Origin of the sequence: Nocardia albiluteola (assembly GCF_018860155.1) — a bacterium.
In the GTDB taxonomy this organism is placed as follows: Bacteria; Actinomycetota; Actinomycetes; order Mycobacteriales; family Mycobacteriaceae; genus Nocardia; species Nocardia albiluteola.
In genome coordinates, this window is sequence record NZ_JAHKNI010000005.1 from 245,960 (window position 1) to 268,650 (window position 22,691).

Sequence of the window (22,691 nt, forward strand, 5' to 3'; positions counted from 1 at the left end):
CGCGGGGTGAAGCAAAGGATGGAATCCACGTGCGCCATTCTTGCCGCCGCCCTTCCGGTGGAATTCACCGGCCCGCGTGATATGCGAATGCGCGAGCACACCGCCGGCGCGGCCCGCAGCTTCGACCGCGGAGTCGAGCTCGAGCGGGTGTAGTAGTGCGCGGCCCGCAGGAACGGCCGCCGATGCGGGCGGATTCGCCGTCGCGGGCCGATACTGTGAATCGTGAGCGGACTCACAGCGCGCCGCTGCCTCGCGACGCGAGACCGGCCGTGACCGCGCGCGTGTCGGATGAGCCCCGCACGTAAGCTGTGGGGCATGTCCTCGGCAATCCCCTTGAACGTCGGAATCGCCCGGTCGGCGGGTGCGAGCGCGGCCGGTTCGGCCAAGCGCGTGCTGCTCGCCGAGCCACGTGGCTACTGCGCCGGTGTCGACCGCGCGGTCGAGACCGTCGAGCGGACGCTGGAAAAGCACGGCGCACCGGTCTATGTGCGCAAGGAGATCGTGCACAACCGGCACGTCGTGGAGACGCTGCGCGAGCGCGGCGTCGTCTTCGTCGACGAGACCGACGAGGTGCCCGAGGGCGCGGTCGTGGTGTTCTCCGCCCACGGCGTCTCGCCGATGGTGCACGAGGCTGCCGCCGCCCGTCACCTGCACACCATCGACGCCACCTGCCCGCTGGTCACCAAGGTGCACCAGGAGGCCAAGCGCTTCGCCCGGGACGATTTCGACATCCTGCTCATCGGCCACGAGGGTCACGAGGAGGTCGAGGGCACCGCCGGTGAGGCCCCCGACCACGTGCAGCTGGTCGACGGCCCGGATTCGGTCGAGGGCGTCACCGTCCGCGACGAGAACAAGGTCATCTGGTTGTCCCAGACCACCCTGTCGGTCGACGAGACCATGGAGACGGTGGCCCGGCTACGGGAGAAGTTCCCGAAGCTGCAGGATCCGCCGAGCGACGACATCTGCTACGCCACCTCGAACCGCCAGACCGCGGTGAAGGCGATGGCTCCCGAGTGCGATCTGGTGATCGTGGTCGGCTCGCGCAACTCCTCCAACTCCAAGCGCCTGGTCGAGGTCGCGCTCGGCGCCGGCGCCGGGGCCTCGTATCTGGTCGACTTCGCCCGGGAGGTGGATCCGGCTTGGTTCGAGGGAGTGCGCACGATCGGCGTCACCTCCGGCGCCTCGGTCCCGGAGATCCTCGTCCGCGGCCTGCTGGATCTGCTGGCCGAACACGGGTACGCCGACGTCCAGCCCGTTACCACCGCCAACGAGACCCTGGTCTTCTCCCTGCCCCGCGAACTGCGTGCCGCCCGGCAGTAGGAGGCCGCCCGGCCCGCACGATCCGGGGGCGCTGCGACCTGCGCGGGAACCGGCAGTCGCTCGGGCTGCCGGTGACCTGTGCTGCACGAGCACGCCCGCGAGGAGCTGAGTAGCCGGCGCTGATACGCGCAGATCCCCGGTCCAGAATTCCGGACCGGGGATCTCGCTTTTGCTCGGCAGTGACGATCCGTGCGGGACCGCTTCCGCTCAGTGTTCTATGCGACCGGCGTCGTGCTCGCGATAGCGCACGTTCGGGCGGGGGTGCGGGGGGACGTCGCCGTATTCGGGGCGTGGACGGCGGGGCTGCTCGGCCGGCGCGGCGGCGGCGGGGCGCTTGCGGGGCTCCGCGGAGCGCTGGGGCTGGCCGGCGCCCGCGCCACGCTGGCGCGGGTCGGCGGAGCGCTGACGCGACTGTTGATCCGCGCCGCGCTGGCGGGGCAGTGCGTCCGGGTCACGGCGTCGGGAGGTCGCCTCGGAGTCGCGGCGGCGCGGGGCCGGATCGTTGTCGGGGCGGCGTGCGGGTGCGTCCGCGGTGTCGCGATGACGGGACGGTGCCTCTGCGCTCTCGCGGTGGCGGGACGGCGCGTCCGCGTTGCGGCGCTGGCGGGCGGGATCTGCCTCGCGGCGGGTCCGGGGCGCGTCGGGGTCGCGGCGGCGGCGGGGTGCGTCGCTGTCGCGGCGCTGGGCGGGCGTCTCGTCGGCCTCGGAGCCGCTGCGGGACGACGCGGCGGGTGCGGCTGCACGCTCGCTGGTCCGCGAGGCCGCTGCGGATACGCGCGGCGGGCGGTCGGCGACCCGCCCGGCGCCCTTTCGGCCCGCGCGGGTCGGCGTAGCGGCCTCCTCGTCGGCGGCCGGGGATTGCGAGCGAGTTCGGCGGCGCAGCGCATCGGAGGCGCTCGATCCAGGGGCCTTGCGGGCGCGCTCGCCGACGGGGCTGCCCTTGCCGGCGCGGCGGCCGCGCGCCCGGGTGGCGGCGGCCGCATCGGCCATGTTGCGATGCAGCAGCAGTCGGCCCAATCCGATCGCCAGCACCAGGACGGTGGCAATGGCCATCGTCGGGAAGCGGTTCATCAGCGGCAGGGCCAGATTGAGCAGGATGTCCTTCAGCGACGTCGAGGAGTGGCCCAGCAGCTGCTGGTAGGCGACGGGCACCGCGAGGAACAGCAGCAGGGGCGGGGTCACCATCGTGGTGAACAGGCCGCGGTATCGCACCACGAGCGCCGCGAGCGCGCAGCCGATGATGTAGAAGGCAGCAAAAACATTGGTCAGGTCCTTGCCACCACCGCTGGCGTCGATGAAGAATCCGATCGAGGTGCACACGACCGCGATCAACACCGCCGCGCCGGCGGGGACGCCGGGCACGGTCGGGATGATCGAGCGGTGCGGTGCGGGCACCTCTGATCGCTCGCGTTGGGTAGCTGCCACGTTAAGCACACTATCTGCCACAACGGGAACGTGTGTCGAGGCTGGGCGGATGAACCGGTTACTCGTTGGTGTCTGTGAACCATGCCGCGCGCGGTCGTTGCTCCACGCGCCGGATTGCTGACACCTCCCGATCCCCGATTTCCAGCTCGTGCAGCCGCCGGGCCGTCACCATCACCCGCGACTCGACCGACGCCACTGTCTGGTTGAAAGCGTCTACGGCCTTACCGAGTTGAGCACCGAGCCGATCCAGGTGGGCGCCGGTGGTGCTCAGCCGGGTATACAGCTCGCGACCAAGTTGCTGAATGATTGCCGTGTCGTGGGAGAGCGCCTCCTGCCGCCAACCGTATGCGACCGTTCGGAGCAGTGCTATCAGCGTGGTGGGCGTTGCGAGGATCACGTTCCGGCCGAACGCGTATTCCAGCAGTCCCGAGTCGCCCGTCAGCGCGGCGTCCAGGAACGGGTCTCCCGGGACGAACAGGACAACGAACTCCGGGGATGGATCGAAGGCGGCCCAGTACGCCTTGTCGGCCAGCTGATCGATGTGCGCTCGGAGGTGCTTGGCATGACGGGTCAGGTGCTCGGTCCGCAGCCGGGGATCGTCCTGGCCGGTCGCGTCCAGATAGGCCGCCAGCGGCACCTTGGCATCCACGACGATGTGCCGCCCGCCCGCCAGGCGCACCACCAGATCCGGTCGCACCCCGCCGTCGCTGCCGGTGCGGCTGACCTGGGTGTCGAAATCGCAGTGCCGTGACATGCCGGCCAGCTCCACCACGCGCTCCAGCTGGATCTCGCCCCACCGCCCGCGGACCTGCGGCGCCCGCAGCGCCGAGACCAGCTGCCCGGTCTGCGCGGAGAGCTGGTGCGACACCCGCTGCATGCCGGCCACCTGCTCGCGCAGGCCCGAATAGGCGTTGATGCGGTTGTGCTCGACCTGGGCGATGTGCTGATTCAGCGCGCCGACCGCCTCGCGCAGCGGCTCCACCAGCGAACCGATCGCATGCGAATTGCGCCGCGCGGCATCCTCGCTCACCGCGCCGAGCGACTGGCGCAGCAGGCGCTCGTTGTCGCGCAGGGCCACCAGGCGGGCCTCGGCCGCGGTCGCTCGCTGCCCGGCCCGGGCGACATGCCCGAGCCACCCCAGGCCCGTCCCGGCGGCGAACACCAACAGCAGCGCAAACAGCATCGGTGCGGTCATGCCGCAGATAGTGCCCTACGCCACCGACAAGTATGCGTCTCGGGCAATTCTGCAGCAGCTGAGAGATATGCGAACCACCTCCGGCCAGGCATGCCGCGGCCCGGCTCGCCGTGCGCGGATGTGTGGCCGCCGGTGCGGGCGGCCCAATTGGGACCCATTCGGGGTGGCGGCTGCGAATCTGTCGGTGGCATCGCCTACGGTTTCGCGGCATGCGGATGCTGCATACGTCTGACTGGCATATCGGGCGCACCTTCCACGGCGTCGATCTGCTAGCCGACCAAGCGCGTTCGCTCGAATCGATCGCGGAACTCGTCGCGCAGCACGGGGTCGAGGTGGTGCTGCTGCCCGGTGATGTGTACGACCGGTCGATACCCAGCGCCGATGCGATCGCGGTGTGCAATCGCGGATTCGAGGCGATCCGGGCCGCGGGCGCGGCCATCGTGGCCACGTCCGGTAATCACGACTCCCCGGCCCGGCTCGGCGCGCTCGGGAGTTTCGCCGCCGCCGGCGGCCTGCATCTGCGCACCTCCGTGGCGGACCTGCAGCGACCTGTCGTGCTCACCGACGAGCACGGGGAGATCGCCTGTTACGGCATCCCCTACCTGGAGCCGGAGATCACACGCGTGGAACTGGGTGTACCGCAGGCCCGTTCGCACGCGGAGATCCTGGCGGCGGCCATGGACCGTGTGCGCGCCGACCTCGACGGGCGGGGCGCGCCGCGATCGGTCGTGCTGGCACATGCCTTCGTGGTCGGCGGGGAGGCGACCGGCTCGGAACGCTCGATCTCGGTCGGCGGGGTGGAGACGGTGCCGATGAGCGCCTTCGACGGCATCGACTACGTCGCGCTCGGGCATCTGCACTCACCCCAGACGCTGTCGGAATCGGTGCGTTATTCCGGTTCGCCCCTGCCGTATTCGTTCGCCGAACGTTCACACCGCAAGGCGGTCTGGATCGCCGAGCTGGGGCCCGACGGGCTGGGTGAGGTGCGCCGGCACGACCTGCCCCAGGTGCGCGGGCTCTCGCAGCTCACCGGCACCCTGGAGGAGTTGCTCACGAACGAGGCGCATGCCGCGGTGCGGGAGGACTACGTCTCCGCGACGCTCACCGACCACACCCGCCCGATCGACGCGCTGCGCCGACTGCGCCAGCGTTTCCCGCATGCGGTGCACGTGGAATGGATTCGTCCCGAGGGCAATCCGGAGCTGCGCTATCGTGAGCGGGTGCAGGGGCGCCGCGACATCGAGGTAGCGCACAGCTTCCTCAGCGACGTGCGCGGCGAACCCACCGACGGCGAAATGGCGTGGGTCGAGCGCGCATTGGCGGTGGCGACCTCCGAGCGGGAGACGTTGTCGCCCGATATCGCGACGGCCGCCGAGGGGCTCAGCGCGTGAGCGGAGCGCCTGCGAGGCGGCGTCCCGTGCGCTGTTCAGCGGAGCGAAGGATGGGTGCGGCGCGCCTCGCCCGAGGGGGTGCCGAGCGCCCGCGAGGTGTAGTCGGGAGCGGAGGGCAGCGAGTCGTGGGTGCGGAGCGCGTTGCGTGCGGAACAGCCGCGCATCAGCGAGGTGCGGCCGCATGAGGCTGCACCGGCTGGAGCTGACAGCATTCGGTCCGTTCGCGGGCACGACCTCGGTCGACTTCGACGAGCTCGGCGGCGACGGGCTGTTCCTGCTACACGGGCAGACCGGGGCGGGGAAGACGACCGTGCTCGACGCGATCGCCTTCGCGCTGTACGGGCGGGTACCGGGCGCGCGCGGGGAGAGTAAGCGGCTGCATTCGGATCACGCGGATCCGCAGACCCCGCCGCGCGTGGCGCTCGAGGCGACGTTGGGTGGACGGCGGTTGCGGCTGACCCGCTCGCCGGAATTCCAGCGACCCAAGAAACGCGGCGAGGGCTGGAGAATCGAACAGCCGAAGGCCACACTCGAATGGCTGGACGGCCGCGGGCAGCATTTGTCCCGAATTCCCGATATCGGCGACGAGGTGATCCGGCTGCTCGGCATGAGCGCCGAGCAATTTTTTCAGGTGGTGCTGCTGCCGCAGGGGGATTTCGCGCGATTCCTGCGTTCGGATAACGAGGATCGCGAGAAACTGCTCGAGAAACTTTTCGACACCGAGCGATTCGGTACCGCCGAGCAGTGGCTCGCTCAGCGGCGCCGGGACAGCGCGGCCGAACTCGAGACCCAGCGCCAGAGTATCGATCGGCTGACCGCCCAGGTCGGAGTCGCCGCGGGCGTCGGCGCCACCGAGACCGTCGGACCGCTGGAGGCGGTCGAATGGTCGCAGGGCCTGCTCACCCGAGCACGCACGGACGCGACGACCACCGCCGCGGAACTCGCACGGCGCCAAGAGGATTCCGCTCGTGCGCAGGCCGCCGCCGAGCAGCAGCGCCGCCTGCACGAGCTGCGCCGCCGCATAACCGCGGCCCGCGATCAGCTCGACGCGTACGCCGCCACCGCGGAGCTCCGTGAGCGCCGCCGCATAGAGCTCGACCAGTCCCGCCGCGCCGAGCCGGTCGCCACCGCCCTGGAGGAGGCCCGCGCCGCCGCGGTCACCCTGCGCCGCCGCACCGGCAAATCCCGCGACCTCGCCGAGCGCTTGGCCCAGCGCCTGCTCGAACCGGCGAGTGCGGAATTACCCGGAACAACATGGGCCGCAACGGATCTAGCCGAGTCGGAGCTCGCGGGCACCGCCCTGGCCGCGGACCTCGGGGCCATACCGCCGCTCGCAGCGGAAATACAGGGCGCGCGAGCCGGATTCGACGACCTCTCGGACGTCGGCACGATGGTTAGTGGCCCCGTTGACGCGGCCGCTCTCGGCGCTTGCGGACCGGTTGCAGATGTCCGCGAGGGGGATTCGGACTCGACGATCAGCCGAACAGGTGGCGTCGGCCTGGACGAAAGCGATTCAGCGTCAGCGGTGGCATCGGGCGCGACCGTCTCCGAAGGCGGGGCAGGACTGCCTGCCGACGAGCCCACCGAGGTGGCCGACGATCGGCTCGAGGCAGTCGATCCGGAGTCGGGTGGGAACTCGGGTGCGATGGCTGCGGGAACCTCTCGATACGTTGAACTCGAGCTCTTTTCGATCGAGTCGATGGCTGGCATCGAGCCGTCCTCAGGGGCGGGTTCTGCAGGTCACGAAGCGCCGCAAGCCATTCGGGCACCGGCATCCGAGGACGCCGATGCCGGTGCGGTCGGCAAGCGAGGCAAGGGTTCGCGCAGCGCCGCGCGGAATCGTCCGGCGCGCGTTGTGGAATCCGTTGTCTTTCCGGCGGTGAGCGACGACGAGCCGGGGCTGTTCGCGGTCGAAGCCCCCGATCACCCGGGTCGTGTGGAGGTCGCGGATCCGTCCGATGATTCCGAAGCCGGGATCGTCATCCAGGGTGACGCGTCGGTCGCCGATGGGCACCTCGACGTCGGGGGGACGAAAAAGCCCCCCGGTGATCGCGCCCCGGCTGACGATGCCGAGGGTTCGTCCGATGCTCGGGTCGCAGTCCAGGACGAGGAGCCCGGGGGTATCGAGGGGGCGATTCGGCGCTGGACCGCGCAGATCGGGGCGCTGGACGAGGTGCGGGCCGATGCGGAGGCGGCGCAGCGGCTGGGCGTGGAACTGGCTGGGTTGCGCCGGGAGCGGGCGGCGTTGCAGGCGAGTGTCGAAAAGGTGTCCGGTGAGCGTAACGCGTTACCGGAATCGATTGCCGCGCTGGATGTCCGGGTACGCGAGGCAGAGCAGGCCGCGGCGGGGCTGAGCGGTCTGGAAGCCGAATGCGAGCGCTTGCGCACCGCCGCGACCGCCGCGGCAGAGCTCGAGACACGGCGTGCCGAATCTGTCACCGCCGCCACGGCATTCGAGGCCGCGCGGGTGGCACACATCGATGCCCGCGAACGCACTCTCGCGGTCCGGGAGCGCCGTCTGGCCGGCATGGCCGCCGAGCTGGCCGGGGCGTTGTCCGAGGGGCAGCCGTGCGGGGTCTGCGGCTCCACCGCTCACCCCGCCCCGGCCCGCCCGGCCGCCGCGGTCACGTCCAAACAGGACGAGGAGCGCGCGGTGGCCGCCGAACGGTCCGCCGAATCCGACCGCGAGCGCGCACAGGCCCGCGTGACCGAATTGCAGGGCCTGATAGCGGTTCTCGTCGAGCGCGGTGGCGAGGGCGATCGGGCCGAACTGTTCGGCGCGCTCAATGTGGCCACCGAGCGGTACAAGTCCGCGCGCCGCGCGGGCGCTCGCGTCGACGAGCTCACCGCGGAGCTTGCCCGCCTGCGCGCAGACGAGACGCGGTTGCAGGACGAACTGCGCGAGCTCGAGGGGCGCGGCAGTGCGGTGCTCGAACGGGTCGTTGCCACCGACCGGCGGCTGGCCGAGCTCACCGAGCGCCTGCGGGCCGCCGCCGGTGCGGACGGTACCGTCGATCGCCGCCGGGCCCGGCTGGACGCGCTGGTGGGCGATGCCTCGGACCTGCGCACGGCCCGCGCTGGAGCGGTTGCGGCACGTGAGCAGGTCACCGCTCTGGCCCGGCGGGTCGAGCGGCTGGCCCGCGCCGCCGAACTCGTCACGCTGACGGATGTCGTTGTGCCCGAAGAGGGTTCGGAGCCCGACTATGCGGTCCTGGCGGCATTCGCCAAGGTTGTCGACGCCGCCACCCGCACGTCGCAGCAGCAGGCGGAGATCGATGCCGAACTGGTGAGCGCCGATCGCGGGCGCGCGCACGCCGAGGCGGTGCTCGCCGAGCCGGATATCAAGTCGGCCGCGGATGCGGTGCCCGGCGATCTGAACGAACTGGAAGTCCTTGTCGCGCAATCCCGTACCGGCCTCGATGCCGCGGTCGCGGCGCACGCCGAGGCGACGCGGCGAGTCACCCAACTGGAGGAGTTGAGCGGACAGCTGTGGGCCGCGGTGGATCGCATCGCCCCGTTGCAGACCGCGCACGACGAGCTGGCCGGGCTCGCGGAGGTGGTGGCCGGACGCGGTGAGAACAGTCGCCGCATGTCGCTGCGCTCCTATGTGCTGGCCGCGCGCCTCGAGGAGGTGGCGCTGGCCGGATCGGTGCGACTGCGCCGGATGTCCAGTGGCCGTTACGAATTCGTGCACTCCGACGCGGCCGGATCGCACGGTCGCCGCGGCGGTCTGGGCCTGGACATCCGCGACGACTATACCGGCGCCGTGCGTCCGGCCAAGACCCTGTCCGGCGGCGAAACCTTCATGGCCTCACTGGCTTTGGCGCTGGGGCTGGCCGACGTGGTCGCCGCCGAGTCGGGTGGCCTGGTGCTGGACACGCTGTTCATCGACGAGGGCTTCGGCAGCCTCGACGCCGAAACCCTCGACGCGGTCATGGGTGTCCTGGACGAACTGCGCTCCGGGGGCCGCGTCGTCGGCATCGTCAGCCACGTCGACGAGATGCGCCAGCGCATTCCGAGCCGCCTGCACGTCATCCGCCAGCCCACCGGCTCCCATCTGCAGGCCACGGTCGCGTAGTTTCCGGGCGGTGGACCCCGGCGGCGCCCGGACGACGCCTGGTTCGGCGGCGGCGCCGCGCTACCTCGACCGGAGTTGTCATCGCGACGGAACGATGCCCCATATCGGGCCGGTAGGCGGGGACTGTGCGGCAGCCGCGCGGATCTTGTCGCCTTCCCTGGCAATCGTGTCCGCGATGACGGTGCGGGCCGCTGTCTGGGCTGCGAATTCCGTGGTGACGCCCGCGGCGACCGCTCGCGCGGGGTCGCCGGTCGCGGCCAGTGTCCGTGCCGCGGCATCAGGGGCTTGGAACCCACTGGAAAGAATGTCGTTGAAGGCCGGGAAGGCTACCGCCGCACCCACATTGATCGCGCCAACCACCGCGACCTGCCCGACACCGTGCGGCCTGACGGTCGGCACCGGATTGGGCACAATCGGACGGTTGAGGGCCGTGTAGGTGTCTCGACGGGCGGTTTCGGCGGCCGCGGCGAGTGCGGGGGACCCGCCCTGGGCAGCGGGGGCGACGTTGAGCAGGCCGACAACACCGACCTCGAATGCGTTCAACGCCCGCGGTGCCACCTCGGTGCCGTCGGCGAGGATGGATTTCTCCGCCGCGGCGTTCGTGGGCCCGGTAATCGATGCGGCCGTGACGCCGATCGCGTGCGCCGTGTCGTTCGACTGCAATGCGGTGCGGAACGTGCCCGGCGCCCGAAGTGCTGTGTCGGAGGCCGTGACGCCGGTCTGAATCAGGAGCGGGCAGATGATCGAACAGTAGACGACCTGATTGTGCAGGAAGCTGGTGATGAGAGCGCCGGGCGGAACCGGCGCGGCGTCCTGTGCCACGCTCGTCGGCGGCTGCGACCGAGCCGGCGGTGCTGCGGATGCGGTGCCCGTGGCTGTGATGCCCGCGGCGGCGATCCCAGCGGCCGTGATGCCGGCGCTCAGGCAGGTCGGAAGCTGCATGGTGTCCCCCGTATCGGCAGTGGTACCGATTCCTACGATCCGCGGGCCCGATGGGTTCAGTCTCGTACCTCAGACGGGTCGCCGCTGCGGACGGTGTGCAGGAGTCGGGGTCCTCGAGGGCTGGCCCGTGCGCGGCAGGGTCAGTTCGGCGTGGCCGTCGATTCGTGCCGCAGCAACCAGTCCTTGACCTCCAGGCCCCACCGGAATCCGCCGAGCGAGCCGTCGGTGCGCAGCACCCGGTGGCACGGGACGAACAACGCGGCGGCATTGCGGGCGCAGGCGTTGGCGGCCGCGCGCACCGCCTCCGGCCGCCCGGACAGGTCGGCGAATGCGGTGTAGGTGACCGGATTTCCGGCGGGAATCTTGCGCAGCACCTCCCAGGCGTGCACCAGGAAGGGCCCGGACTGCTGCCGGACGGCGATACGGTCGATCGCGAAAACATCACCGGCATGGTACTTTTCGACCGCTTCGGTGATCTCGCCGAGCGAATTGCGTGCCCGGACAACCTCAGGGCGCAGGCTCGGATGCGGCAGGCGCGAGAGCCCCTCCGCATCGCCGGTCCAGCCGGATGCGAGCACCGCCCCGTCCGCGTCGACGAGCACGGTGAACGGCCCGATCGGTGTTGGGACCGTGGCGAAATCGGCAATAGTCATCGCTCTCCCTCCTTCGGTGTCGGTCTCTGCTGCTCGGCGGGCGTCATCGCTCCGCCAGGGCGCGCCCGTTCGTGGCGGCGGGCGCGGTCCGCTCGCCCAGCGCCCGCTTCCACAGGTGCATGGACAGATACGAGCGCCACGGCGCCCAGCGCCCGGTATCGGTGAGCTCGATACCCAGCAGCGCCGCGCCCCGGCGCACGATCAGATCGGTATGCATGAGAATGTCCGGGTCGGCCAGCAGCCGCATGGTGACATAGTCGGCGGTCCAGGGGCCGACCCCGTCCAGGGCCAGCAGGTCCCGGCGCACGTCGGCGGCGGTGCGCCCGGGGTGCAACTCCAGATCGCCGGAGGCCAGGGCCCGGGCGACGGACACGATGGACGCGGTGCGGCGTGCCGGTCCGGTCAGCACCTCGGCGCCGTGCTCCGCGATCGCCTCCGCGGTCGGGAACAGGCGCGGCACCGGCCCGCCGATGGTGTCGCCCAGCGCCTCGACCAGCCGCGCGGTATGCGTGGTGGCCGCCGAGACCGAGATCTGCTGCCCGATCATGGTGCGCAGCAACAGTTCCGACGCGTCGGTGCAGCCGGGGACCCGGATGCCGCGGCTCAGCCCGGCGCCGCGGCCGCCGAAGCCGGCGTCGAGCGCCTCGTCGATGCCGACCGGATCGGCATCCAGGTCCAGCAGATGCCGCACCCGCGCGACGGTCGGTGCCAGGTCGCGCATGTCGTGCAGCGACAGTCCCGCCCGCACGTGCCCGGGCTGCACGCTCAGCCGCACGGTGGCGTGTCCGTGCGGAGTCCGCAGGCTGCGGGTGTAGACGCCGTCGTCCCACAGTTCCAAGCCGGGCGCGGCATGGGAGGACAGGAACCATTCCAGCCAGGCCGCATCGAGCGGTTCCCGGTACGGCAGCCGCAGCGTGAGCATCCCGTGTGGCTCCCACGTCGGCACGTCCGAGGGACCCGCGTGGTTGCGCACGCCGGGGCCGGGCAGCGTGTCGCCGCGCAGCCGCCGCGACTCCTCGCGCAACGTCGTCGGGCTCACCGCGAATACCTCGCGCACGGTGTCGTTGAACTGGCGGATGCTGGCGAATCCGGCGGCGAAGGCGATATCGGACATCGGCATGCGCGTGGTCTGGATCAGCAGCCGGGCGGTGTGGGCGCGGTGGGCGCGTGCCAGGGCCAGCGGCCCGGCGCCGAGTTCGGCGGACAGCACCCTGGTCAGCTGTCGCTGCGAGTAGCCCAGCGATCCCGCCAGCGCGGGCACGCCGCCGCGTTCGATGACCCCGTCGGCGATCAGCCGCATGGCACGCGATGCCAGGTCGGCGCGGGTGTTCCAGAGCGGTGACCCGGGCGCGGCGTCGGGCAGGCAGCGGCGGCAGGCCCGGAACCCGCTCTGCTGGGCGGCCGCGGCCGTGGGCAGGAAGGTCACGTTCGTCCGCTTGGGTGTGATGGCTGGACACGATGGGCGGCAGTAGATTCCGGTCGTGCGCACCGCGGTGACGAACTGCCCGTCGAAGCGGGCGTCGCGGGTCGCCACCGCGCGGTAGCAGCGCTCGAACTCCAGACCGTTAGCACTCACGCAGTCCACAATTGCAGGCCGAGGCCGTCGATGCTAGCGGAAAAAAGACATCTACCCCCACTGTGTGCGGATGTCCGATTTTCGGTGTTGGGGAATGCGGTGGATGGTGGCCGCCGGTGCTGATCGGTGCACGGTGCATCTGCGACTGCACGCGTGGGCCTTTGGCCCCTTGCTCGCCGAGGTTGACTCTGCAAGTGTGGACTTCCCAATGGAAGAAATCGGAAGCGGTGCAGTGCGATGTCCGAGTCGTGGATCATCCTGCCGTACAGTGCCTTTCTCTGTTTCGCGCTGGGGCAGGTGTGGCGTTTCCGGCACGACCGGTTCGCGGCGATCGCTGTCTCGACCGGTGACGGCCGGCTGCACGAAATCGGCACCGCGGCATGTCGTTACGGGATGGGCGCGCTGATCGCGGCCCGCATGCTGGACGTGCTCGGTTCGGGACCACACATGCACCCGTCCGTTGCGTTGCGTCTGGCCATCGATACCGTGGAGATCGTGGCCCTACCGGTGGCCGTGGCCGGGGCGGTCCTGTACCTCGTCCCGGCGATGATCGCCGATCCGGATCATGGGTCGGTCTCGCCGCTCGATCGCCTCACGCTGCCGGTGCTGGCGGGCATGCTGTTGTCCTGGGCGGCAGTCGAATTCGCCCCCGACTCCGTCGTCGGCCCATCCCGCACCGCCGATACGCTGTTCATCTGGTTCCGGTCGCTGTTCACCGCGCATCCGAACGCGGCCGTCATGGCGCATGCGCCCGGCCTCTATCAGCTTCGCGGCCTGATGATTCTGCTGCTCATCGCGATCTGGCCCTACACCCGGCTCGGGGGCCTGTTCGCCGGGCCGCTCGTCAGGCGGTCCAATTCGGACAGGATGCTGGTGCGCAGGTAATCCCAGCTGGGCGTGAGGGATTCGCATCCTGGCACGGCACCGAGCGCCACGACCGAGCACATCGAGGCCAGGCTGATGCGCAGCCAGTCGCGCACAGCGGGCGCCGTGGCGACGGCCGGCGCGATCTCGGCGACCATGCCGTACAGGACCGTGTCCAGATGCCGTGCGAGATCGGCTACCGCTTCGGCGATTTCGGGATCGGTGCGCGCGGCGCCGATGAATTCGAGCATCGCCCAGTTGGTCGGGAGGTTGACGCCCGTCCACATCAGGTCGACCAGGCGCATCACCCGGTCGTGCTCGGCACCGTCGGTGGGCAGATCCGAGCGGAAGGTCTCGGCGAACAGGTCGGCCAGGCGGATCGTCGCGGCCTTGACCAGGTCGGCCTTGGACCGGAAGTGGTGCTGCTGCGCGCCCTGGCTCAGGCCCGCGAGCTCGGCGACGCCGCGGGTCGTCGTGGCCGCGTAACCGTTGACGACCAGGCTCTGGATCGTGGCATAATATATGGCCCGCGAACAGGAGTCGAGATGACCGCGACGATGCGCATCGACAACCGTCCAGCCCGATCTCGATCCCGGCGCGAGGCGCTCGCCGCGGACGTCCACTGGTTCGGCGCCTCGCTACCCCTGGCGTTCTTCGGGCAGCTGCTGTTTGATCAGGTGGCCTACCGCGAGATCGCGGCATCGGTCGACCGCACCGGCCGATTCGCCGAGAACTTCACCGATCGCAGCGTGCGCAGCTTCGCCTTCGGGGCGCTGATGCTGCACACCGATGCGCAGGACGCGCAGCGGTTTCGGGAGCTGGTCAAGACCCTGCACCGCGATGTGCACGGCGTCGGGAAGGGGGAGTTCGCCGATACCCGTTACAGCGCTTTCGATCCCGAACTGTGGATGTGGATCGCCATCAGCACGATCAACTCGGTGTATCAGGCGTACATCCGAGTCTGCGGGCGGCCGCTCGACGCGGCTGATCGCGAAATCGTCTATCAGACATTACGTTCGGAGATGACCTTTCTGGAACTGCCCAGCCGTCAGGGCAAACTGCCCGCCACGCTCGACGATATGCTCGCCGAGTACGACCGGGTAGCGGCAACGAAGTTGGCGGACAACTCATTTCTGCAGTACGCCCGCCGGACCATCTGGCGATTGCCGTTCCCCACACTGGTGGTTCCGGTGGCGCTCCCGGCACCGCTGCAGCCGGCGTGGCGGCTGCTCGCGGCATTGGCGGCGCGGCCGGTCGTCATCTGCTCGACGGCCGCGGCGCATCCGCGCATGCGTGAGCTGCTCGGCCAGCCCTGGGGGCCGCGCCATCGCGCCGAGTACCTCGTCTATCGCACGGCCCTGCGCACGGCCTGGCGCCGGCTGCCCCGCCGTCTCATGCTGGAACCGCTGGCCTACAACCGATACGAGTACGAGCGTCTACGCGACTCCTATCAGAGCCTGCTGCTCGAATCCTTTGCGCCGCAGGATCAGTCGGCGACCTGAGTCCGGACCGGCGTGCCGTCGGCCCTCGGATTCGGATGAGTGGCGCGACGGCCTCGGTGTAACGCCGGAATCCGGGGCTATTGCCCGGAACTCGGTTGCGGACCTACCGACGCTGATTTCAGTTGTGCCTCATAGCTGTACGCCAGATGCTCGCGGGATTTGACGGTGTCGGGGTGATCAGGGCCCAGGATGCGTTCGCGATCCTCGACCGTGCGGGCGTGGGTCTCGATCGCGTCGGCGAAGCGTCCTGCCTCGTGGTAGGCGACGGCAAGGTTGTTGCGGGCGACGAGGGTGTGGGGATGGTCCGGGCCGAGTTCGCGTTCGCGCGCGGCCAGGATGTGCTGGAACAGTTCGACGGCCCGGCCCGCCTGCCCGGAATCCGCATAGGCGAAGGCCAGGCCCAGCCGGGCGCGCTCGGTGATGGGATGCTCCGCGCCGAGCGTGCGCTCTCCGGTGTGCAGCACCCGCTCGAACAGGGCGATGGCATCGGCCGTGCGGCGTGCGGCGGCACGGTCGGAGGCCAGGGTGACCATGGAGTAGAGGGTGTCGGTGTGCTCGGGGCCGAGGATGCGTTCGCGCGCGGCCAGCAGGCGCTCGTCGAGCCCGGTGGCCTCGTCGGTGCGCCCGGCCTCCCGCAGGGCCGAGGCCAGTGACTCACAGGTGATCAGCGTGCTGGGATTCTCGGGCCCGAGCAGTCGCTCGCTGGCGGCGAGGGTGATCCGGTACAGATCGATGGCCTCGTCGAGCCGGCCGCCCTCGCGGTAGGCCAGGGCCAGGTTGTGGCGCGAGGTGAGGGTGTCCTTGTGGTCGGCGCCGTAGCCCTGTTCGGAGTCGGCGAGGGTGCGCTCGTACACCTCGATCGCCTCATCGATCCGCCCGGCCTCCCGCAGGCTCCGGGCCAGGTTGCCGCGGAAGATCAGGGTATCGGAATCCTGTGGGCCGAAGGTGTGTTCGCTGTCGGTGAGTACCCGTTCGTACAGGTCGACGGCCTCGGTGAAGCGGCCGGATTCGCGGTAGGCGCGGGCCAGATTGGCCGCGGAGATCAACGTTTCGCGATGTAGCGGGCCCATTACCCGTTCCCGGTCGGCCAGGACGCGTTCGTACATCGCGATGATCTCGGCTTGGTGGTCGTCGCGATCCGAAGCTGCACCCGCGGTGGGGGTTTGGGGCTCGGCGGCCGGAGAGGGGTTCGGATTGGGTGGCCCGAAGATGCCGGCATGCAGCGGTTCCGGGGGCTGGTACCGATCCGGGCCGAGTGGTTCGGCGGAGGTTACCGGTGCCTGAGGCGAGGCCGGAACGGGTTCGGGAGGGGCGTGCGGCGGTTCGGGGACGGCAACGACCGCACGGTCCTGCGGTATGGCGGGTATCGATCCGGATCGATTGGTGGGCAGGGGTTCCGGAACCTCGGTCGGAACCGGCTCGAGTTCGGCGGGCGGTGCTTCCGGTGCCGTGCGCGGCGCACTCGGCTCCGGTTCGGCCGCGCCGGACGACAGCACGAGTTTCAGTGTGTGCGTGGTGAGTTCGCCCATTCGTGCGGCGTCCGGTCCGGCCACGCGGAACCGGGGCTCGCCGTCCACGGCCTCGATCAGGACCTGCACCGTCAATTCGGCGGTGCTCGGGACGAACCGACCGGTTCGGGGAATACGCTCGGCTGCGGCGGTGAGCTGCCCATCGAGCGCGGTCAGCACATCGGCCAGCGTGAGCGCCCCGTCCGTGTGATTCCGATTCTCCGCCACGGGATTCCCCCTCGCTGCGATCGTCTCACCGCTCGGGCGCGCGGCGTCCCATCGAGCTTATCGCGTCGGCGCCCGAGGTGGGCGAGAGCTCAATCATTCTCCGTCGCAACGATGTCCGGCAGTTCGGTAAGGCTGTGGATTCGCCAGTCGGACAGGTTCGCGAGCTCGGGTTCGTTGCGGTGCAGCCAGCCCCAGGGGCCGCGCTGGATGAATACCGTACGCATGCCGGCCTTCTTGGCCGGTGCGATGTCGTTGTCCAGACGATCGCCCACATAGACGATCTCGTCGGCGCTGCCCGGCGCCACCTCGGCGACCCTGGCGAAGAATTCGGCGGCGGGCTTGGTGACGCCCCAATCATCGGACGTCGCAATGAAATCCGCAGGAAGGTCCATCTCGCGCAGGATGTGCCCGGATCGGACGGTCTGATTGCCGACGATGCCGACCCAGACTCCCAGCTCCCGCAGCGCGGACAACGCGGGGCGGGCGTCCGGGTAGAGATCCTCCTCGCCGTAGGTCTCCGGTTGCCCCGCATCCGCCCGGGCCTGCCGCTCGCGGATGAGGTCGAAGTCAGGGCGGAACACCCGAAAGCCCTCCCGGAAGTCCTGACCCCTGGCGATCGCCGCACCGAACACCGCGGCGAACGTCAGCCGGGGAACCCCGAGCCAGTCCGCCCACGCCTCGAACCCGCGGGTCTCGTCGACCAGGGTCTCACCGACGTCGAAGACGATTGCCGAAATCATGCAGCAACGGTACCGGGCAGTCGGCCCCGGGACGGGGGACTTCGAATCGCATCGGCTATGTGCGAAACCGGCATTGGGCGAAGTCGGCCAGGTTCCACGCCACCGATTCCGCCCGTGCTGCTTCGGTTCGGCATTGCGATCGGAACTCGATGACTGCCGGTGATCGTGATCACAATGCTCGGCCCCCCCACGGCGCCGCGCAGGCGTTCGCCGAAGGCCTGCGAGCAGGCGGTTCGCGCGCCGCGTAAACTCTCTTTCTCGTGAGTCTCACCCTCGGAATCGTCGGCCTGCCCAACGTCGGAAAGTCGACGCTGTTCAACGCGCTGACCAAGAACGACGTGCTGGCAGCGAACTACCCGTTCGCCACCATCGAGCCCAACGTCGGCGTGGTCCCGCTGCCCGACCCCCGGCTCGACCAGCTCGCCGGGATCTTCCATTCCGAGCGCATCGTGCCCGCGACCGTGTCGTTCGTCGACATCGCGGGCATTGTGAAGGGCGCGTCCGAGGGCGCCGGGCTCGGTAACAAGTTCCTGGCCAACATCCGGGAGGCCGACGCCATCTGCCAGGTGGTGCGGGTGTTCGCCGACGACGATGTGGTCCACGTCGACGGCAAGGTGGATCCCACAGCCGACATCGAGGTGATCGAGACCGAGCTGATCCTGGCCGACCTGCAGACCCTCGAGAAGGCGGTCGTGCGGTTGGAGAAGGAGGCCAAGGTCAAGAAGGACCGCAAGCCGGTCGCCGACGCCGCCAAGGCCGCGCAGGAGATCCTGAACGGCGGCACCACCCTGTTCGCCGCCGGCTCGAAGGTGGATGCCGAACTGCTGAAAGAGCTTTCGCTGCTCACCACCAAGCCGTTCCTGTACGTATTCAACGCCGACGAGTCGGTCCTGACCGACGAGGCGAAGGTCGCCGAGCTGAAAGCCGCTGTGGCGCCGGCGGATGCGGTCTTCCTGGACGCGAAGGTCGAGGCCGAGCTGCTCGAGCTCGACACCGAATCCGCCATGGAACTGCTGGAATCCATCGGCCAGACCGAACCCGGCCTGCACGCCCTGGCCCGCGCCGGCTTCCACACCCTGGGCCTGCAGACCTACCTGACCGCGGGCCCGAAAGAGGCCCGCGCCTGGACAATTCACCAGGGCGACACGGCCCCCAAGGCCGCCGGCGTCATCCACACCGATTTCGAACGCGGCTTCATCAAGGCCGAAATCGTCGCCTTCACCGACCTGGTCGAAGCGGGCTCCATGGCCGCGGCCAAGTCCGCGGGCAAGGTCCGCATGGAGGGCAAGGATTACGTTATGGCGGACGGTGACGTCGTCGAGTTCAGGTTCAATGTGTAAGCGGTGACCGCCTGGCGTTCGGCCCGCAGCGTTCTGTGCCGCGCGTGTATCGCTGCTGGTAGAGACTCTGCCGAGCCCAGTCGGTTCGGCCACCGTGCGGTCGGCACGGTGGCCCTTGCCCGGGGCCGAGTCGCGGACCCTGGACCCTACGGGTTGAGGGCGAGGTCTATGCGAATGTTGTCGGTGTCGCGCACGATGTAGACGCGGTCGTGGCGTTGTTCCCAGTTTTGCGGGATGAGGAAGTAGTAGCCCGGGGCGCGAGCGAGCAGTATCAGGCCGCTGTATTGGTAGTGGTATTTCTCGTCCGGAGCGCTGATCGGGGCCACGTGGGTGGCGGTGCCTTCGGGGATGGCGAGTTTGGCGACGCTGTCGAGCACCACCGAGGGACTGTCGGTCAGGTTGTGCGCGGTGGACTCCGCTCGCTGCTGGCCCTCGCGATCGCCGTAGAGCCCGACGGCCCACAGCGCCCCCAGGAATCCCAGGGCGAGTAGGACCAGCATCGACAGGGCGGGGGTGATCGGCCGTGTGGGAGTTGTCGATCGGGACTTGGCGAGCGGGACAGCAAGAGGGGCTTGGTATCTCGCCCGGAGCGCGATCACGTAGCCGATCAGTACGACCGCTACGACGAGCGCGATCGGCAGATAGATACCCAGCCGGACACCGACGTCACCCCGCCGCAGGATCCCGACCACGACGACGCCGAGCAGCCCGACGCCGAGTCCGAACACTGTGGTCAGCGCCGGGGCGAGCCAGGCCTTTGCCGGGCGCGGCGGTCGGGTGGTCTCGGCGTCGTTTTCGGGATCGATACCGGCGGGCGCCGATTGCCGCTGACACCGGGCGGTGTCGATGGCGGGCCGGATGAGCAGGTGGTGGGCGGCGAGCAGGACCAGTATCGGCAGCACCGTCAGAATGGCCGGCCAGAACGTGACGTTGATGCTGCGTAGCAGGTAGTCCGATGTCGACAGGCCGAGCATGCCGACATCGACGCCGAAGTAGCCGTAGTAGGCGTGGCTGTAGGTCCAGCCGAAGTAGAACAGCAACCCGGAGATCAGGGCGGCCTGCGAGGTGACCGCTCCCACGACCGCGAACACGGAGGTGACGTCGGACTTTCGCGGAGGCTCGTCCGCCGCCGCCGCCGCCGCCGCCGCCGCCGGCGGCGCGAGCGGCGGCTGATCCGTCGGCGCGGCCGGCGCTGCATCGGGCGGCTGGCCGTGCCGAGGCCGACCGCTCATTGCGACCCCGATCTCGATCCTGGGGTCGACGGCGGGGTTGAGGGCGGGGGCGGGACCGAGGTCGGGGCCGGGGGCCCGATCCTGCTCGGCCCCGGATGTCGAGGTAGCGGCGAGACCGTAGGGGGAAGTGGTGGGACCGTAGGGGGAAGTGGTGGGACCGTTTCCCCATCGTGCGGCCCGGTCACCGGCGCGTCGGTCACCTGCGGGACACTGGCGGGCGAGGTGGGCGTCTCGTTCGACGAATGGGGGCAGCCCCCCAGCAGAAGGCACGCTGCTGCCGCGTTCGCAACGGCAACCGCCGCTCGCGTGCGATCGTTCACCGCCACTGTGCACCCTGCTCCCACGTGGAAACGACCCAGAAGTTAGCGGACGACCACCATCGCGTGCCCGAGTATCGCGCTCACCGAATGAGCAACGCGCGTTCGATCCCTCATAAATCGGCGGAATTCAAGATAAATCGGCGGAATTCAAGATACCCCGTTCACGGCCCGTATTTTCGGTGACACACCATACAGATGTCGTCGTCGGCGAGCTTGTCGCGGCTTCGGTAGTTCCACTTCGCGATCAGCACCCTCGTCGTTGGCGCCACCTGAACGCAGGCGCCGATGCGCCACTTGACGAGTCGAACTCTGAGCAGGGCGTTTGACGTGCAGATATTCGATGCCAAGCGGGTCGAGTTCCGTAGCGGATCAGCCTCTGCGAAGAAGTAGGGCAGCGCGTGTATCGCTGCTGGTAGAGACTTCGAGCCCCCATCCGGTGTGGTTGGGGGCTCAGTCGTTTCGCCGGCGCTACGAGCTGGCCGGTTTGGTCAGCGCGGTATGCGGCTTCCGATGACTTGTGCATGCCGCGCCTGTGTCGGCGTGCGCGAGATCGCATGCGAAAGATGTAGTGCCGGTTGCTGAATCGGTGTGTCCTCAGTGCTGATGGTCAGCGCAGATGATCGGTGAGTGTGCCGTGTTCGCCGAACAGTTCGGCGGTCCAGTGCTCCAGCAGTGCGGTGTTATCGGAGTCGTCGGGGTGGAAACCTGGTTCGGTGTAGGCCGCGACTCGGCGTTGAACCGAGCGTGTCAGGAATGGGGAGCGGGGAATCGCGGCGAGGCTGCGCACCAGCCGGATCGGGTTGTAGGTGGCGCGGTCGCCCAGCAGCGACAGGGTGGAGTTGACCACGATCGCGGTGAAGAACGAGAGCTCGATGCCGCGCATCGCCCAGATCCGGCGTCGTTCGCTGCCGCCGACGGCACGGTAGACATCGAAGGCCACCGCGCGGTGCTCGGATTCCTCGATCGCGTGCCACAGCAGCATCGATCGCACCTCGGTGGTGCCCAGCAGGGTTTGGGCGCGCTCGTCGCTCAACAATGTTTCGGCGAACACCGCGGTGAAGTGTTCGAGCGCCGCGGTGATCGCCAGGCAGGTCAACGGGGAGAACAAGCGCTCGTAGCCTTCCAGCCTGCGGCGCGTGGTGCGGTCTGCGCGTCGGGTGGGGTAGCCCATCTGTTGCAGGCGTTCGTTCAAGGCGCGGTGTTCGCGACCGTGGGTGACCTCCTGGCCGATGAATCCTCGCACCTGAGACTTCAGTTCGGGATCGGTGATCTCATCGGCGAAGCGGCGGACCGAGCGGACGAAGAAGTCCTCGCCCTCGGGAAAGGTCGCTGAGAGGTAGGCGATCACATGGCTCATCACCAGGTCTCCGTCGACGTAGTGCCGGTCGAGTGATCCTGTGGGATAAGCGAATTGGATACGGCGTGCACGCACGACACGCTTAGCCGGGTCGGTGGTGTTCATGGAGGTTCCCCCCTCGGTGGTTGCCGATATTCGGTTGGTGGCGAAACAGAAGACCGTTCATCGGCTGCGACCCGATGGTGGTGTGGTGGTGTCGAGGTAGGCGCGGATCATCGACTTGAACCCGTCGAGGACCGCTGCGGTGCGAAACGGCTCGTAGCCGTCGATGGATCGGGCTGTCGCTAGGCCGGTGAGCAGCGCGTAGACCAGGTGCAGCCCGACTGCCGAGTCGAGCTTGCCGTGTGAGTCGGTGTCGGGGAACAACTGCTCGTAAAGCCGTTCGCTGGCGAGCATGAACTGCCGGTCGATCTCGATCACCGGGGCCGTCAGGTCCGGGTCGGTTCTGGCCGCCACCCACAACTCGTGCCATGCGGTGAAAGTTGGCCGGGTATACATCGACCACAACAGATCGATCGCCACATCGAGCCGGTCCGCTGACGGGTCCACATCGGCCATCAGCGCCCCGTAGTCCTCGATTCTGCGACCGAACGAGTGCGCCACCGCGGCGGTCAGGAGATCGGCCTTGGTGGGGAAGTGGTGCAGCAGCGCGCCCAACGACACACCCGCACGGCGAGCGACCTCGGTTGTGGTGGTGGCCTTGAACCCGACCTCCACCAGCGCCTCGAACGTCGCGTCGAGCAAAGCACGCCGGGTATCGGCTGTCCGCTCGGCCTGCGTTCTTCGGATACGAGGTGATGGCACCCGCCGAGCCTGACATGACTTACCATAAACCGTCAATGTTTCTTGTAACTTCGCACGGCGAGCTCGAATGCTGCCTCGCGCGCTTCCGGCTCGTGCCCGGACCAGACTCGGCTGACAATGTCGTGTAATCGGCTGCTACAGGGCGTATCGAGCCTGATGCTGGGCGCTCCACTCATGATCAGAGGTTATTCTGCTTCGGAACTTGACTCGGGTAGG

Annotated in this window: 18 protein-coding genes; 7 read left to right on the top strand and 11 right to left on the bottom strand. The window is 69.2% G+C overall.

The features are described 5' to 3' along the window. The first annotated feature begins 18 nt into the window (after positions 1-18). Positions 19-153, top strand: coding sequence for a hypothetical protein (locus KO481_RS43950; protein WP_281066111.1), 135 nt, complete (start codon positions 19-21; stop codon positions 151-153). A 162-nt stretch (positions 154-315) separates the two neighbouring features. Beyond that, positions 316-1,320 (top strand): 4-hydroxy-3-methylbut-2-enyl diphosphate reductase, encoded by a 1,005-nt coding sequence (locus KO481_RS17055; protein WP_215918143.1) that lies wholly within the window; start codon positions 316-318, stop codon positions 1,318-1,320. Positions 1,321-1,527: 207 nt separating this feature from the next. Here KO481_RS17055 and KO481_RS17060 read toward each other — a convergent pair whose 3' ends face one another. Both KO481_RS17060 and KO481_RS17065 read right to left on the bottom strand, forming a co-directional pair. Continuing rightward, positions 1,528-2,745, bottom strand: coding sequence for a DUF6542 domain-containing protein (locus tag KO481_RS17060; RefSeq protein ID WP_215918144.1), 1,218 nt, complete (start codon positions 2,743-2,745; stop codon positions 1,528-1,530). Positions 2,746-2,803: 58 nt separating this feature from the next. After that, positions 2,804-3,940, bottom strand: a complete 1,137-nt coding sequence (locus tag KO481_RS17065) for a DNA recombination protein RmuC (RefSeq protein WP_215918145.1) — start codon at positions 3,938-3,940, stop codon at positions 2,804-2,806. Between the two features lie 209 nt (positions 3,941-4,149). Here KO481_RS17065 and KO481_RS17070 point away from each other — a divergent pair, with 209 nt between their 5' ends. Then, positions 4,150-5,331: an exonuclease SbcCD subunit D gene (locus tag KO481_RS17070; RefSeq protein WP_215918146.1), complete on the top strand. Its 1,182-nt coding sequence runs from the start codon at positions 4,150-4,152 to the stop codon at positions 5,329-5,331. Positions 5,332-5,512: 181 nt separating this feature from the next. Then, positions 5,513-9,409 carry an AAA family ATPase gene (locus KO481_RS17075; protein WP_215918147.1) on the top strand — a complete coding sequence of 1,299 codons (3,897 nt, stop codon included), beginning with the start codon at positions 5,513-5,515 and terminating at the stop codon, positions 9,407-9,409. Between the two features lie 78 nt (positions 9,410-9,487). Here KO481_RS17075 and KO481_RS17080 read toward each other — a convergent pair whose 3' ends face one another. The 3 genes from KO481_RS17080 to KO481_RS17090 form a co-directional block, all read right to left on the bottom strand. Continuing rightward, positions 9,488-10,351: a hypothetical protein gene (locus KO481_RS17080; protein WP_215918148.1), complete on the bottom strand. Its 864-nt coding sequence runs from the start codon at positions 10,349-10,351 to the stop codon at positions 9,488-9,490. 140 nt (positions 10,352-10,491) lie between these two features. Beyond that, positions 10,492-11,004: a methylated-DNA--[protein]-cysteine S-methyltransferase gene (locus tag KO481_RS17085; protein ID WP_215918149.1), complete on the bottom strand. Its 513-nt coding sequence runs from the start codon at positions 11,002-11,004 to the stop codon at positions 10,492-10,494. A 43-nt stretch (positions 11,005-11,047) separates the two neighbouring features. Continuing rightward, positions 11,048-12,580, bottom strand: coding sequence for an AlkA N-terminal domain-containing protein (locus KO481_RS17090; protein ID WP_372452059.1), 1,533 nt, complete (start codon positions 12,578-12,580; stop codon positions 11,048-11,050). A gap of 237 nt (positions 12,581-12,817) precedes the next feature. Between KO481_RS17090 and KO481_RS17095 the strand changes: the two genes are divergently transcribed. After that, on the top strand, positions 12,818-13,465 hold the full coding sequence (locus KO481_RS17095; protein ID WP_215918151.1) for a respiratory nitrate reductase subunit gamma: 648 nt from the start codon (positions 12,818-12,820) through the stop codon (positions 13,463-13,465). On the opposite strand, the gene KO481_RS17100 is transcribed toward KO481_RS17095, so the two are convergent. Beyond that, positions 13,387-14,067, bottom strand: a complete 681-nt coding sequence (locus KO481_RS17100; RefSeq protein ID WP_308166650.1) for a TetR/AcrR family transcriptional regulator — start codon at positions 14,065-14,067, stop codon at positions 13,387-13,389. The genes KO481_RS17095 and KO481_RS17100 overlap by 79 nt on opposite strands. On the opposite strand from KO481_RS17100, the gene KO481_RS17105 reads away from it, so the two are divergent. Continuing rightward, positions 13,990-14,946, top strand: a complete 957-nt coding sequence (locus tag KO481_RS17105) for an oxygenase MpaB family protein (RefSeq protein WP_215918152.1) — start codon at positions 13,990-13,992, stop codon at positions 14,944-14,946. The two genes, KO481_RS17100 and KO481_RS17105, sit on opposite strands and share 78 nt — an antisense overlap. Positions 14,947-15,023: 77 nt before the next feature. Here KO481_RS17105 and KO481_RS44365 read toward each other — a convergent pair whose 3' ends face one another. After that, positions 15,024-16,682: a tetratricopeptide repeat protein gene (locus tag KO481_RS44365; protein WP_215918153.1), complete on the bottom strand. Its 1,659-nt coding sequence runs from the start codon at positions 16,680-16,682 to the stop codon at positions 15,024-15,026. Between the two features lie 89 nt (positions 16,683-16,771). After that, positions 16,772-17,422: an HAD family hydrolase gene (locus tag KO481_RS17115; RefSeq protein ID WP_215918154.1), complete on the bottom strand. Its 651-nt coding sequence runs from the start codon at positions 17,420-17,422 to the stop codon at positions 16,772-16,774. Between the two features lie 260 nt (positions 17,423-17,682). Between KO481_RS17115 and ychF the strand changes: the two genes are divergently transcribed. Then, positions 17,683-18,762, top strand: a complete 1,080-nt coding sequence (gene ychF, locus KO481_RS17120; protein ID WP_215918155.1) for a redox-regulated ATPase YchF — start codon at positions 17,683-17,685, stop codon at positions 18,760-18,762. Between the two features lie 146 nt (positions 18,763-18,908). Here ychF and KO481_RS17125 read toward each other — a convergent pair whose 3' ends face one another. From KO481_RS17125 to KO481_RS17135, 3 genes are all read right to left on the bottom strand, one after another. After that, positions 18,909-19,994: a hypothetical protein gene (locus KO481_RS17125; RefSeq protein WP_215918156.1), complete on the bottom strand. Its 1,086-nt coding sequence runs from the start codon at positions 19,992-19,994 to the stop codon at positions 18,909-18,911. 927 nt (positions 19,995-20,921) lie between these two features. Further along, a complete protein-coding gene (locus KO481_RS17130; RefSeq protein ID WP_215918157.1) occupies positions 20,922-21,776 on the bottom strand; it encodes a metal-dependent hydrolase in 855 nt (284 codons plus the stop codon). Between the two features lie 57 nt (positions 21,777-21,833). Continuing rightward, complete coding sequence (locus KO481_RS17135) at positions 21,834-22,415, bottom strand: TetR/AcrR family transcriptional regulator (RefSeq protein WP_245401049.1); 582 nt, start codon at positions 22,413-22,415, stop codon at positions 21,834-21,836. Positions 22,416-22,691: the final 276 nt, after the last annotated feature.